The sequence below is a fragment of the Pseudomonas sp. C9-3 genome, from assembly GCF_032392015.1.
In the GTDB taxonomy this organism is placed as follows: Bacteria; Pseudomonadota; Gammaproteobacteria; order Pseudomonadales; family Pseudomonadaceae; genus Pseudomonas; species Pseudomonas nitroreducens.
The window spans coordinates 405812-418715 of record NZ_CP135919.1; the positions used below are offsets into that span (position 1 = coordinate 405812).

The 12904-nt window shown below is 66.2% G+C and carries 11 protein-coding genes; all 11 read left to right on the plus strand.

What is annotated here, in order from left to right; all coding sequences use genetic code 11:
* The first annotated feature begins 8 nt into the window (after positions 1-8).
* From rsmH to RS899_RS01930, 11 genes are read left to right on the plus strand one after another with little or no spacing between them, the layout of a single operon-like run.
* Complete coding sequence (gene rsmH / locus RS899_RS01880) at positions 9-950, plus strand: 16S rRNA (cytosine(1402)-N(4))-methyltransferase RsmH (RefSeq protein ID WP_139093034.1); 942 nt, start codon at positions 9-11, stop codon at positions 948-950.
* Entirely contained in the window at positions 947-1240 is a 294-nt protein-coding gene (gene ftsL / locus RS899_RS01885) for a cell division protein FtsL (RefSeq protein WP_024764058.1), read from the plus strand. Before rsmH ends, ftsL begins: the two co-directional genes overlap by 4 nt.
* Entirely contained in the window at positions 1237-2985 is a 1749-nt protein-coding gene (locus tag RS899_RS01890; RefSeq protein ID WP_024764059.1) for a peptidoglycan D,D-transpeptidase FtsI family protein, read from the plus strand. Before ftsL ends, RS899_RS01890 begins: the two co-directional genes overlap by 4 nt.
* Positions 2985-4448, plus strand: a complete 1464-nt coding sequence (locus RS899_RS01895) for a UDP-N-acetylmuramoyl-L-alanyl-D-glutamate--2,6-diaminopimelate ligase (protein ID WP_315808953.1) — start codon at positions 2985-2987, stop codon at positions 4446-4448. The genes RS899_RS01890 and RS899_RS01895 overlap by 1 nt, the downstream gene beginning before the upstream one ends.
* On the plus strand, positions 4441-5805 hold the full coding sequence (locus RS899_RS01900) for a UDP-N-acetylmuramoyl-tripeptide--D-alanyl-D-alanine ligase (protein ID WP_315808954.1): 1365 nt from the start codon (positions 4441-4443) through the stop codon (positions 5803-5805). The genes RS899_RS01895 and RS899_RS01900 overlap by 8 nt, the downstream gene beginning before the upstream one ends.
* Positions 5806-6888, plus strand: coding sequence for a phospho-N-acetylmuramoyl-pentapeptide-transferase (mraY, locus tag RS899_RS01905; RefSeq protein WP_054906590.1), 1083 nt, complete (start codon positions 5806-5808; stop codon positions 6886-6888). It begins immediately after the preceding gene.
* Positions 6889-6901: 13 nt separating this feature from the next.
* On the plus strand, positions 6902-8248 hold the full coding sequence (gene murD, locus RS899_RS01910) for a UDP-N-acetylmuramoyl-L-alanine--D-glutamate ligase (protein WP_315808955.1): 1347 nt from the start codon (positions 6902-6904) through the stop codon (positions 8246-8248).
* Positions 8248-9447, plus strand: coding sequence for a putative lipid II flippase FtsW (gene ftsW / locus RS899_RS01915; protein ID WP_017518101.1), 1200 nt, complete (start codon positions 8248-8250; stop codon positions 9445-9447). Before murD ends, ftsW begins: the two co-directional genes overlap by 1 nt.
* Positions 9437-10510 (plus strand): undecaprenyldiphospho-muramoylpentapeptide beta-N-acetylglucosaminyltransferase, encoded by a 1074-nt coding sequence (gene murG / locus RS899_RS01920; RefSeq protein WP_315808956.1) that lies wholly within the window; start codon positions 9437-9439, stop codon positions 10508-10510. The genes ftsW and murG overlap by 11 nt, the downstream gene beginning before the upstream one ends.
* Positions 10503-11957, plus strand: a complete 1455-nt coding sequence (gene murC, locus RS899_RS01925; RefSeq protein ID WP_054906587.1) for a UDP-N-acetylmuramate--L-alanine ligase — start codon at positions 10503-10505, stop codon at positions 11955-11957. The genes murG and murC overlap by 8 nt, the downstream gene beginning before the upstream one ends.
* The gene (locus tag RS899_RS01930; RefSeq protein WP_315808957.1) at positions 11954-12901 is read left to right on the plus strand and encodes a D-alanine--D-alanine ligase; all 948 of its coding nucleotides are present in this window, start codon (positions 11954-11956) and stop codon (positions 12899-12901) included. The genes murC and RS899_RS01930 overlap by 4 nt, the downstream gene beginning before the upstream one ends.
* Positions 12902-12904: the final 3 nt, after the last annotated feature.

Sequence of the window (12904 nt, forward strand, 5' to 3'; positions counted from 1 at the left end):
GCCTGCCTGTGACCAGTACCTTCCAACACATCACCGTTCTACTCGAGGAGGCCGTCGAAGCGCTGGCCCCCCTGGAGGACGGCCGCTATGTGGACGGAACCTTCGGAAGGGGAGGGCATAGCCGGGCCTTGCTCGGGAAGCTCGGCCCGGGCGGTCAACTGCTCGGGTTCGACAAGGACCCGCAAGCCATCGCGACGGGAAAAACACTGGCGGCCGAAGACGGCCGCTTCGTCATTGTGCAAAGGTCCTTCGCCGAGATGGGCGAAGAGTTCTCCGCGCGCGGCCTGCAGGGCAGCGTGAACGGTGTACTGCTGGACCTGGGCGTGTCTTCGCCGCAGCTGGATGACCCGGAGCGCGGCTTCAGCTTCCTCAATGACGGCCCGCTGGATATGCGGATGAACCCGGGCCAGGGCGTCAGCGCTGCGCAGTGGATCGCCAGCGCCGCGGAAGACGAGATCGCCCGGGTGTTCAAGGATTACGGCGAAGAGCGTTTCGCCAAGCGCATGGCTCGCGCCATCGTCCAGCGTCGTGCGGAGAAGCCTTTCGAGCGTACCGCCGACCTGGCGGCCGTCATCACCGAGGCCAACCCGGCCTGGGAAAAGGGCAAGAACCCTGCCACGCGCGCCTTCCAGGGCCTGCGCATCTTCATCAACAACGAGCTGGGCGATCTGGAGCGTGGCCTCGAGGCCGCGCTGGAAGGCCTGGCCGTGGGCGGTCGTCTCGTGGTGATCAGCTTCCACTCGCTGGAAGATCGCATCGTCAAGCAGTTCATGCGCAAGCAGGTGAAAGGCGAAGCGGACAACCTGCCGCGCAACCTGCCGATCCAGGTCAAGCCGTTCGATCCGCGCCTCAAGCTGATCGGCAAGCCTGTCTACGCCTCCGAGGCGGAGCTCAAGGCCAACCCGCGCTCGCGCAGCGCGGTCATGCGCATTGCGGAGAAGCTCAGATGAGCCGCCTCTTCTCCAAGCGCCTGCCCACCGGCAGCTTCTTCATGCTGCTGCTGTTCATCGGCGTGCTGCTGTCGGCCATCTCCGTTTCCTACAGCGCTTACTGGAATCGCCAGTTGCTCAACTCGCTGTACACCGAGCTCAACGTGCGCGACAAGGCGCAGGCCGAGTACGGCCGCCTGATCCTCGAGCAGAGCACCTGGACGGCCCATAGCCGTATCGAAGGCCTGGCGACCGACCAGCTGAAGATGCGCGTGCCCGATCCGACCGAAATCATCATGGTGGCACCATGAGAGACCTGGCCGGCGCTCGCTACCCCTGGCGCTTCCGCGTCGTCATCGCCCTGCTGCTGGCGATGGTGGCGGCGATCGCCTGGCGGATCGTCGACCTGCACGTGATCGACCATGACTTCCTCAAGGGGCAGGGCGATGCGCGCAGCGTGCGTCACATCACCATCCCCGCGCACCGCGGCCTGATCACCGATCGCAATGGCGAGCCGCTGGCCGTCAGTACGCCGGTCGCCACCCTCTGGGCCAACCCCAAGGAACTGGTGCTCGAGCGCGAGAAGTGGGACTTCCTCGCCGACGCGCTTGGCCAGCCCAAGGCCGCGCTGTCCGAGCGATTGGAGGCGAACGCCGACAAGGAATTCATCTATCTGGTCCGCGGCCTGACCCCGGAGCAGGGCGAGGCGGTGATGGCCCAGGTGAAGGCCCATCGCATCCCTGGCGTCTATTCGGTCGAGGAGTTCCGCCGCTTCTATCCGTCAGGCGAGGTTGCTGCACAGGTCGTGGGCTTCACCGATGTCGACGACCGTGGCCGTGAAGGCGTCGAGCTCGCCTTCGACAGCTGGCTGGCCGGCGTGCCGGGCAAGCGCCAGGTGCTCAAGGATCGCCGTGGCCACCTGATCCGCGACGTGCAGGTCACCCGCAATGCCAAGGCCGGCAAGACCCTGGCGCTGTCCATCGACCTGCGTCTGCAGTACCTGGCCAACCGCGAACTTCGCAACGCGCTGGTGGAGAACGGAGCCAAGGCCGGCAGCCTGGTGATCCTCGACGTGAAGACCGGTGAAGTGCTGGCCATGGCGAACCAGCCGACCTACAACCCGAACAACCGCCGTAACCTGCAGCCGGCGATGATGCGTAACCGCGCGATGATCGACGTGTTCGAGCCCGGTTCGACCATGAAGCCGTTCTCCATGAGCGCGGCGCTGGAGACCGGCCGCTGGAAGCCCACCGACAAGGTCGAGGTCTACCCCGGCACCCTGCAGATCGGTCGCTACACCATTCGCGACGTTTCCCGTACCGAAGGCCCTGTGCTTGACCTGACCGGCATCCTGATCCGCTCCAGTAACGTTGGCATGAGCAAGGTCGCCTTCGACATCGGCGGCGAAGCCATTTACAGCGTGATGCAGAAGGTCGGCCTGGGGCAGGACACCGGCCTGGGCTTCCCGGGCGAGCGTGTCGGCAACCTGCCGAACTACCGTGAGTGGCGCAAGGCCGAGACCGCGACCCTGTCCTACGGCTATGGCCTGTCGGTAACCGCCATCCAGTTGGCCCATGCCTATGCTGCGCTGGCCAACAATGGTCGCAGCGTGCCGCTGACCATGGTGCGTGCCGATCGCCCGGCCGATGCCGTCCAGGTCATCCCCGAGCCGGTCGCCAAAACCATGCAGGGCATGCTGCAGCAAGTCATCGAGGCGCCGAACGGCGTGTACCGCGCCCAGGTGCCGGGCTATCACGTGGCCGGCAAGTCCGGCACCGCGCGCAAGACCGCGACTGGTACCAAGGGCTATGCCGAGAACTCCTACCGTTCCCTGTTCGCCGGGTTCGCGCCGATGAACAACCCACGCTATGTCGCCGTGGTGGTCATCGATGAACCCAGCAAGGCCGGTTACTTCGGTGGTCTGGTTTCCGCGCCGGTGTTCAGCAAGGTGATGTCCGGCACGTTGCGCCTGATGAACGTGCCGCCAGACAACCTGCCGACGACCCCGCAGCAACAAGCCGATGCTGCGCCCGCTGCCAAAGGAGGGCGTGGCTGATGCCGATGAGCCTGAATCAACTGCTGCCGCAAGCTGAAAGCGGCGAGCTGATCCGTGAGCTGACCCTGGACAGCCGCACCGTCAAGCCGGGCGACCTGTTCCTGGCCGTGCCGGGTGGCCGCCAGGATGGCCGCGGGCACATTGCCGCCGCGCTCTCCCAGGGTGCTGCCGCGGTTGCCTACGAAGCGGAGGGCGCTGTCGACCTGCCGCCCAGCGATGTGCCGATGATCGCCATCAAGGGCCTGGCCAAACAGCTTTCCGCCATTGCCGGGCGCTTCTATGGCGAGCCGAGCCGTGCCGTTGAGTTGGTCGGAGTGACCGGCACCAATGGCAAGACCAGCGTCAGCCAACTGGTGGCCCAGGCGCTCGACCTGCTGGGTGAACGTTGCGGCATCGTCGGAACCCTCGGTACCGGTTTCTATGGCGCGCTGGAAAGCGGCCGCCACACCACGCCCGACCCGCTTGCCGTACAGGCGACTCTGGCGCGCCTGAAACAGGCCGGCGCCAAGGCCGTGGCCATGGAAGTATCGTCCCATGGTCTGGAACAGGGCCGCGTCGCCGCTCTGGGGTTCGATGTGGCTGTATTCACCAACCTGTCCCGCGACCACCTGGACTACCACGGCTCGATGGAAGCCTACGGCGCCGCCAAGGCCAAGCTGTTCGCCTGGCAGGGGCTGCGTTGCCGGGTGATCAACCTGGACGACGACTTCGGCCGCCAGCTGGCTGCCGAGTCCCACGAATCGCGCCTGATGGGTTACAGCCTGAGCGACTCGTCAGCCTACATCTATTGCCGCGAAGCGAAGTTCAGCGATGCCGGCGTGCAGGCGCAGATCGTCACCCCGCAGGGCGAAGGCCTGCTGCGCAGTTCGCTGCTGGGCAAGTTCAACCTGAGCAACCTGTTGGCCGTCGTCGGTGCGCTGCTGGGCCTGGACTACCCGCTGGGTGATGTCCTCAAGGTACTGCCGCAACTGGAAGGCCCCATCGGCCGCATGCAGCGCCTGGGCGGCGGCGACAAGCCGCTGGTGGTTGTCGACTACGCGCACACCCCGGATGCCCTGGAAAAGGTCCTGCTGGCCCTGCGCCCGCATGTGCACGGCCAACTGCTGTGCCTGTTCGGTTGCGGTGGCGATCGTGACCGCGGCAAGCGTCCGATCATGGCGCAGATTGCCGAGCAGCACGCCGACCGCGTGCTGGTCACCGACGACAACCCGCGTACCGAGCAGAGCGCGGCGATCATCGCGGATATCCGCGCCGGTTTCGCCAAGCCCGACGCCGTCGAGTTCGTCCCGGGCCGTGGCGAGGCTATCGCCCGCCTGATTGCCTCCGCCGGTGTCGATGATGTCGTGCTGCTGGCTGGCAAGGGGCACGAGGATTACCAGGAGATCGACGGCCTACGCCATCCGTTCTCCGATCTTGATCAAGCCGCCAAGGCGCTGGCTGCCTGGGAGGTGAAGCGTGCTTAAGCCCCTGTCGCTCAACGAAGTCGCTGGCGCGCTGCAAGGCCGTGTGGTCGGTGCCGATGTCACTTTCGCCGCCGTGAGCACCGACAGCCGCGCCATCGAGCCGGGCCAGCTGTTCATCGCCCTGACCGGTCCGCGCTTTGACGGCCACGACTATCTGGCCGATGTCGCCGCCAAGGGCGCTGTTGCTGCGTTGGTCGAGCGTGAAGTCGCCGGTGCGCCGCTGTCGCAGCTGGTCGTGAAAGACACTCGCATCGCGCTGGGCCAGCTCGGCGCGCTGAACCGTGCTGCCTTCACCGGCCGTGTCGCTGCCGTGACCGGCTCCAGCGGCAAGACCACCGTGAAGGAAATGCTCGCCAGCGTCCTGCGGACCCAGGGCGACGTCCTGGCGACCCGCGGCAACCTGAACAATGATCTCGGCGCGCCGCTGACCCTGTTGCAGCTCGCCCCCGAGCACCAGAGCGCAGTCATCGAACTGGGCGCCAACCGTGTCGGCGAAATCGCCTACACCGTTGCGCTGACCCGTCCGCAGGTTGCCATCATCACCAACGCCGGCACCGCCCATGTGGGCGAGTTCGGCGGGCAGGACAAGATCGTCCTGGCTAAGGGCGAGATCCTCGAAGGCCTGGCGGCCGATGGGGTCGCCATTCTCAATCGCGACGACAAGGCCTTCGATACCTGGCAGGCCCGTGCTGACGGCCGTCGCGTCTCCAGTTTCGGCCTGCACGATGCCCGCGCCGACTTCCACGCCAGCGACGTCAAGCGTGACGCCCGTGGTTGCCCGGGATTCACCCTGCAGGGCCCAGCCGGCGAGGCTGCCGTTCAACTGAACCTGCTGGGTGAGCACAACGTTACCAATGCGCTGGCCGCCGCTGCGGCCGCCCACGCCCTCGGCGTGCCGCTGGTCGGGATCGTTTCCGGGCTGCACAACCTGCAGCCGGTCAAGGGGCGCGCCGTAGCCCAGCTGGCGACGAACGGCATGCGCGTGATCGACGACAGCTACAACGCCAACCCGGCTTCAATCTGCGCGGCGATTGATATACTCGCCGGCTTTTCCGGCCGGACCGTCCTGGTCCTCGGGGACATGGGCGAGCTGGGTGCCTGGGCGGAATCCTCCCACCGCGAAGTGGGAATCTATGCCATTGGCAAAGTCACCGCCCTGTATGCGGTCGGACCGCTGATGAGCCACGCCGTACAGGCGTTCGGTTCCGCGGGCCGGCACTTCGCCGATCAGGCCAGCCTGATCCAGGCCCTGGCCGAAGAAGCTTCGACAACCACCATTCTGATCAAGGGTTCCCGCAGCGCGGCGATGGACAAGGTCGTCGCGGCGCTCTGTGGTTCCTCCGAGGAGAGTCACTAAATGCTGCTGCTGCTCGCCGAGTACCTGCAACAGTTCTACAAGGGCTTCGGCGTCTTCCAGTACCTGACCCTGCGCGGCATCCTGAGCGTGTTGACCGCGCTCGTCCTGTCGCTCTGGCTGGGCCCGTGGATGATTCGCACCCTGCAGATCCGCCAGATCGGCCAGGCCGTGCGCAACGACGGCCCGCAATCGCACCTGTCCAAGAAAGGCACGCCGACCATGGGTGGCGCGCTGATCCTCACGGCCATCGCCATCAGCACCCTGCTGTGGTCCGACTGGTCGAACCGCTATGTGTGGGTCGTGCTGGTGGTAACCCTGCTGTTCGGCGCCATTGGTTGGGTAGATGACTACCGCAAGGTGATCGAGAAGAACTCCCGCGGCCTGCCGAGCCGCTGGAAGTATTTCTGGCAGTCGGTATTCGGTCTGTGCGCGGCGGTCTTCCTCTTCATGACCGCCGAGACGCCGGTCGAGACCACGCTGATCGTGCCGATGCTGAAGAACGTCGAGATCCCGCTGGGCATCGGCTTCGTGGTGCTGACCTACCTCGTGATCGTCGGCTCCAGCAACGCGGTGAACCTCACTGACGGCCTCGACGGCCTGGCCATCATGCCCACTGTGATGGTTGGCGGCGCGCTGGGGATCTTCTGCTACCTGTCGGGCAACATCAAATTCGCCGAATACCTGTTCATCCCGAGCGTGCCGGGCGCGGGTGAGCTGATCATCTTCTGCGGCGCCATCGTCGGTGCGGGGCTGGGCTTCCTCTGGTTCAACACCTATCCGGCCCAGGTCTTCATGGGTGACGTCGGCGCGCTGGCGCTCGGCGCCGCGCTGGGCACCATCGCGGTGATCGTCCGCCAGGAAATCGTCCTGTTCATCATGGGCGGCGTGTTCGTCATGGAAACCTTGTCGGTGGTGATCCAGGTCGCCTCCTTCAAGCTGACCGGCAAGCGCGTGTTCCGCATGGCGCCGATCCACCACCACTTCGAACTCAAAGGCTGGCCTGAACCGCGCGTGATCGTGCGTTTCTGGATCATCACGGTAATTCTCGTGCTGATCGGCCTGGCCACGTTGAAACTGCGTTGAGGACTGATCGAGCATGAGCCTGATCGCTTCCGACCAATTCCGCATCGTTGTCGGCCTCGGCAAGAGCGGCATGTCCCTGGTGCGCTACCTGGCGCGCCAGGGCGTGCCGTTTGCCGTGGCCGATACGCGCGCGAATCCGCCGGAGCTGGCGACCCTGCGCGAGCAGTACCCGCAGGTCGAGGTGCGCTGTGGCGACCTCGACGCCGATTTCCTCTGCCGCGCCCAGGAGCTCTACGTGAGCCCCGGCTTGTCGCTGCGCGTGCCCGCGCTGGTGGAGGCTGCGGCTCGCGGCGTACGCCTGTCCGGCGATGTCGACCTGTTCGCGCGTCACGCGAAGGCGCCGATCGTCGCCATCACCGGTTCCAACGCCAAGAGCACCGTCACCACCCTGGTGGGCGACATGGCCAAGGCTGCCGGCAAGCGCGTCGCCGTGGGCGGCAACCTCGGCACTCCGGCGCTGGACCTGCTGGCCGATGACGTCGAGTTGTACGTGGTGGAGCTGTCCAGCTTCCAGCTGGAAACCTGCGAGCGCCTGAACGCCGAAGTCGCCACCTGCCTGAACGTCAGCGAAGACCACATGGACCGCTATGACGGCATGGCCGATTACCACCTGGCCAAGCACCGCATTTTCCGCGGTGCGAAGCAGGTCGTGGTAAACCGCGCCGACGCGCTGAGCCGCCCGCTGATCGCCGACAACGTACCCTGCTGGACTTTCGGCACCAACAAGCCGGACTTCAAGGCCTTCGGCCTGATCGAAGAAGACGGTGAGAAATGGCTGGCCTTCCAGTTCGACAAGTTGATGCCGGCCCGCGAGCTGAAGATTCGTGGCGCGCACAACCAGTCCAATGCCCTGGCCGCGCTGGCCCTGGGGCATGCTGTTGGCCTGCCGTTCGAGCCGATGCTGCAGACCCTGCGTGAATTCGCCGGCCTCGCCCACCGCTGCCAGTGGGTGCGCGAGCGTAACGGCGTGAACTACTACGACGACTCCAAGGCCACCAATGTCGGCGCCGCCCTGGCCGCCATCGAAGGCCTGGGCGCCGATATCGACGGCAAGCTGGTGCTGATCGCTGGTGGCGACGGCAAGGGCGCCGACTTCAATGACCTGCGTGGCCCCGTTGCCCAGCACTGCCGTGCCGTGGTGCTGCTGGGCCGCGATGCCGAGCTGGTGAGCGCTGCTATCGGCAATGCCGTACCCAAGGTTCGTGTGAATACCCTCGAGGAAGCCGTCGAGCACGCTGCCGACCTCGCCCTGCCGGGCGACGCCGTGCTGCTGTCGCCGGCCTGCGCGAGCCTGGACATGTTCAAGAACTACGAAGAACGCGGACGCCTGTTCGCCAAGGCCGTGGAGGACCTCGCCTGATGTTCTCCTTCCTGCGCCCGTACCCGTCCCCGCTGATCAGCCGCAACGGCATCGATATCGACTTCCCGTTGCTGGCAGGTTGCCTGGCGCTACTCGGCCTGGGGTTGGTGATGGTCACTTCGGCATCCTCCGAAGTCGCCGCGGCGCAGTCCGGCAACCCGCTGTACTTCTCGGTCCGCCACCTGATCTACCTGGCCATCGGCTTCGTCGCCTGCGGCGTGACCATGATGGTGCCGATGGAAACCTGGCAGCGCTGGGGCTGGAAACTGCTAGCCGTGGCCTTCGTGCTGCTGGTCATGGTGATCACCCCCGGCATCGGCCGCGAGGTGAACGGCTCCATGCGCTGGATCGGCTTCGGCCTGTTCAACATCCAGCCCTCGGAGATCGCCAAGGTCTTCGTGGTGATCTTCATGGCCGGCTACCTGGTTCGTCGCCAGGAAGAAGTACGCGAGAGCTGGCTGGGTTTCTTCAAGCCGTTCGTGGTGCTGCTACCCATGGCCGGCCTGCTGCTGCGCGAGCCGGACTTCGGCGCCACCGTGGTGATGATGGGGGCCGCTGCCGCGATGCTGTTCCTCGGTGGCGTGGGCCTGTTCCGCTTCGGTCTGATGGTCGCGCTGGCGGTCGGCGCCGTGGTGCTGCTGATCCAGACCCAGCCCTATCGAATGGCGCGCCTGACCAACTTCACCGACCCCTGGGCCGACCAGTTCGGTGCGGGCTACCAGCTCAGCCAGGCGCTGATCGCCTTCGGTCGTGGCGGCTGGACCGGCATGGGCCTGGGCAACAGCATCCAGAAGCAGTTCTACCTGCCCGAAGCGCACACCGACTTCGTATTCGCCGTGCTCGCCGAAGAGCTGGGCATCGTCGGCGCCATGGCCACCGTGGCCCTGTTCGTCTTCGTCAGCCTGCGCGCGCTGTACATCGGCATCTGGGCCGAGCAGTCGAAACAGTACTTCTCCGCTTACGTCGCTTACGGCCTGGCCTTCCTGTGGATCGGCCAGTTCCTGATCAACGTGGGTGTGAACGTTGGCCTGCTGCCAACCAAGGGCCTGACCCTGCCGTTCCTCAGCTATGGCGGTTCGTCCCTGGTGATCTGCTGCGCCCAGCTGGGAATGCTGCTGCGCATCGAGTGGGAACGCCGCACCGTGATGGGCAGCGAGGAATATGAATTCAGCGAAGAGGACTTTGCCGATGAAAGGTAACGTCCTGATCATGGCGGGCGGCACCGGCGGACATGTGTTCCCGGCCCTGGCCTGCGCCCGTGAGTTCCAGGCGCGCGGTTACAGTGTGCACTGGCTGGGCACTCCGCGCGGCATCGAGAACGACCTGGTACCCAAGGCCGGCCTGCCGCTGCACCTGATCAACGTCAGCGGCTTGCGTGGCAAGGGACTGAAGTCGCTGCTGCGCGCGCCGTTCGACCTGCTCAAGTCGCTGTTCCAGGCTATCGGCGTGGTTCGCCAGCTCAAGCCGGTGTGCGTGCTCGGCCTGGGTGGCTACGTCACTGGTCCGGGCGGACTGGCCGCCAAGCTGTCCGGCGTGCCGCTGGTGATCCACGAACAGAATGCCGTCGCCGGCACCGCCAACCGCAGCCTCGCGCCGCTGGCCAAGTGTGTCTGCGAAGCCTTCCCGGATACCTTCGACAGCAGCGCCAAGCGCCTGACCACCGGCAACCCGGTGCGCGCCGAGTTGTTCCTGGAGGAGGGCACCCGCGCGCCGCTGGCCGGTCGTCGGGTCAACCTGCTGGTACTGGGCGGCAGCCTGGGCGCCGAGCCGCTGAACAAGCTGTTGCCTGAAGCGCTGGCGCAGGTGCAGGCGCAGATTCGCCCGGCCATTCGCCATCAGGCCGGTCGTCAGCACGACGAAATTACGGCGGAGCGTTATCGCGCCGCGGGTGTCGAAGCGGACGTAGCTCCGTTCATCGCCGACATGGCCGCGGCCTACGCCTGGGCCGATCTGGTCATCTGTCGCGCCGGTGCACTGACCGTCAGCGAGCTGACCGCCGCCGGCCTGCCGTCCTTCCTGGTGCCGCTGCCCCACGCGATCGACGACCACCAGACCAAGAACGCCGAATTCCTGGTGCGGGAGGGCGCTGCCCACCTGCTGCCGCAGAAATCTACCAGCGCTGCCGAACTGGCCGCGCAGTTGTCCGAGGTATTGATGCATCCCGATTCCCTGACCCGCATGGCCGCTCGCGCCCGCAGCCTGGCCAAGCCCGAGGCTACCCGCACGGTAGTCGATGCCTGCCTGGAGGTGGCCCGTGGTTAAAGAACCCACCGGCGTCACCCGCACCATGCGGCGCATCCGTCGCATCCACTTCGTCGGCATCGGCGGCGTGGGCATGTGCGGTATCGCGGAAGTGCTGCTCAACCTCGGCTACGAAGTCTCTGGCTCCGACCTCAAGGCGTCGCCGGTCACCGAGCGCCTGGAAAAGTTCGGCGCGGAAATCTTCATCGGTCACCGCGCGGAAAACTCCGACGGCGCTGATGTGCTCGTGGTGTCCAGCGCAGTGAACAAGTCGAACCCGGAAGTTGCCGCCGCGCTGGATCGCCGCGTGCCGGTGGTGCCGCGCGCCGAGATGCTCGCCGAGCTGATGCGTTACCGCCACGGCATCGCCGTCGCCGGTACCCATGGCAAGACCACCACCACCAGCCTGATCGCCTCGGTATTCGCCGCCGGTGGCCTGGACCCGACCTTCGTCATCGGCGGCCGGCTGAACGCTGCCGGCACCAACGCGCAGCTGGGCACCAGCCGCTACCTGGTGGCCGAGGCCGACGAGAGCGACGCCAGCTTCCTGCACCTGCAGCCGATGGTCTCGGTGGTCACCAATATCGACGCCGACCACATGAGCACCTACGGCGGCGACTTCAACAAACTGAAACGCACCTTCGTCGACTTCCTGCACAACCTGCCGTTCTATGGCCTGGCCGTGGTCTGCGTGGACGACCCGGTGGTGCGCGAGATCCTGCCGCAGGTGGCGCGTCCGACCGTGACCTACGGCCTGAGCGAAGACGCTGACGTCCGCGCCATCAATATCCGCCAGGAAGGCATGCGCACCTACTTCACCGTGCTGCGCCCCGAGCGCGAGCCGCTGGACGTCTCGGTGAACATGCCCGGCCTGCACAACGTGCTGAACTCCCTGGCGACCATCGTCATCGCTACCGACGAAGGTATCTCCGACGAAGCCATCGTCCAGGGCCTGTCCGGCTTCCAGGGCGTGGGCCGGCGCTTCCAGGTCTATGGCGACCTGCAGGTAGAAGGCGGCAGCGTGATGCTGGTCGACGACTACGGCCACCACCCGCGCGAAGTCGCGGCGGTGATCAAGGCTGTGCGCGGCGGTTGGCCGGAGCGTCGCCTGGTGATGGTCTACCAGCCGCACCGCTTCAGCCGTACCCGTGACCTCTACGACGATTTCGTACAGGTGCTCGGCGAGGCCAATGTGCTGATGCTGATGGAGGTCTACCCGGCCGGCGAAGAGCCGATCCCCGGCGCCGACAGCCGTCACCTGTGCCACAGCATCCGCCAGCGCGGCCAGCTCGATCCGATCTACCTGGAGCGCGGTGGCGACCTCGCCTCGCTGCTCAAGCCGCTGCTGCGTCCGGGCGACATCCTGCTTTGCCAAGGCGCCGGCGACATCGGCGGGCTGGCTCCGGCACTGATCAAGAATCCGATGTTCGGCGCCGCTGCTGCGGGCGCCGAGGGGAAGAAGCAATGAGTGACGCCCTCAAATCCGCCCTTGAGCCCCGCGCCTTCGGTCGCGTCGCCGTGCTGTACGGCGGCAAGAGCGCCGAGCGCGAGGTGTCGCTGAAGTCCGGCGCCATGGTCCTGCAGGCCCTGCAGGGCGCGGGTGTGGACGCCTTCGGCATCGACGTGGGCGACGATCTGCTGGAGCGTCTGACCCGCGAGAAGATCGACCGCGCCTTCATCATCCTCCACGGTCGTGGCGGTGAAGACGGCACCATGCAGGGCCTGCTGGAAATCGCCGGCATCCCCTACACCGGCAGCGGTGTGCTGGCGTCCGCGCTGGCTATGGACAAGCTGCGTACCAAGCGCGTTTGGCTGAGCCTCGGCCTGCCGACGCCCGACCACGCCGTGCTTGCCAGTGAAGAAGACTGCCGCGCCGCTGCGGCAAAGCTTGGCTTCCCGCTGATCGTGAAGCCGGCCAGCGAAGGTTCCAGCATCGGCATGGCCAAGGTGAACAGCGAGCAAGAGCTGATTGCCGCCTGGGCTGCTGCCGCGAAGTTCGATCCGCAGGTGCTCGTCGAGCAGTGGATCAGCGGCCCCGAATTCACCGTCGCGATCCTCCGTGGCCAGGTGCTGCCGCCCATTCGCCTGGGCACTTCGCACACCTTCTACGACTACGACGCGAAGTACCTGGCCAACGATACCCAGTACCAGATTCCCTGCGGCCTGGATGCCGACAAGGAACAGGAGCTCAAGGACCTGACCGCGCGCGCCTGCGATGCCCTCGGCATCCAGGGCTGGGGTCGGACCGACGTGATGCAGGACGCCCAAGGGCGCTTCTGGCTGTTGGAAGTGAACACCGCACCGGGCATGACCGACCACAGCCTGGTGCCCATGGCCGCGCGCGCGGCCGGCCTGGATTTCCAGCAACTGGTGCTGGCGATCCTCGCCGACAGCGTCGAGGCAAGGGGGTAAGTC

Bases quoted from the DNA above. Each gene is read 5' to 3' on its own strand.
- ftsL (WP_024764058.1), top strand. From the start codon at position 947: ATGAGCCGCCTCTTCTCCAAGCGCCTGCCCACCGGCAGCTTCTTCATG.
- RS899_RS01890 (WP_024764059.1), top strand. From the start codon at position 1,237: ATGAGAGACCTGGCCGGCGCTCGCTACCCCTGGCGCTTCCGCGTCGTC.
- RS899_RS01895 (WP_315808953.1), top strand. From the start codon at position 2,985: ATGCCGATGAGCCTGAATCAACTGCTGCCGCAAGCTGAAAGCGGCGAG.
- mraY (WP_054906590.1), top strand. From the start codon at position 5,806: ATGCTGCTGCTGCTCGCCGAGTACCTGCAACAGTTCTACAAGGGCTTC.
- murD (WP_315808955.1), top strand. From the start codon at position 6,902: ATGAGCCTGATCGCTTCCGACCAATTCCGCATCGTTGTCGGCCTCGGC.
- ftsW (WP_017518101.1), top strand. From the start codon at position 8,248: ATGTTCTCCTTCCTGCGCCCGTACCCGTCCCCGCTGATCAGCCGCAAC.
- murG (WP_315808956.1), top strand. From the start codon at position 9,437: ATGAAAGGTAACGTCCTGATCATGGCGGGCGGCACCGGCGGACATGTG.
- RS899_RS01930 (WP_315808957.1), top strand. From the start codon at position 11,954: ATGAGTGACGCCCTCAAATCCGCCCTTGAGCCCCGCGCCTTCGGTCGC.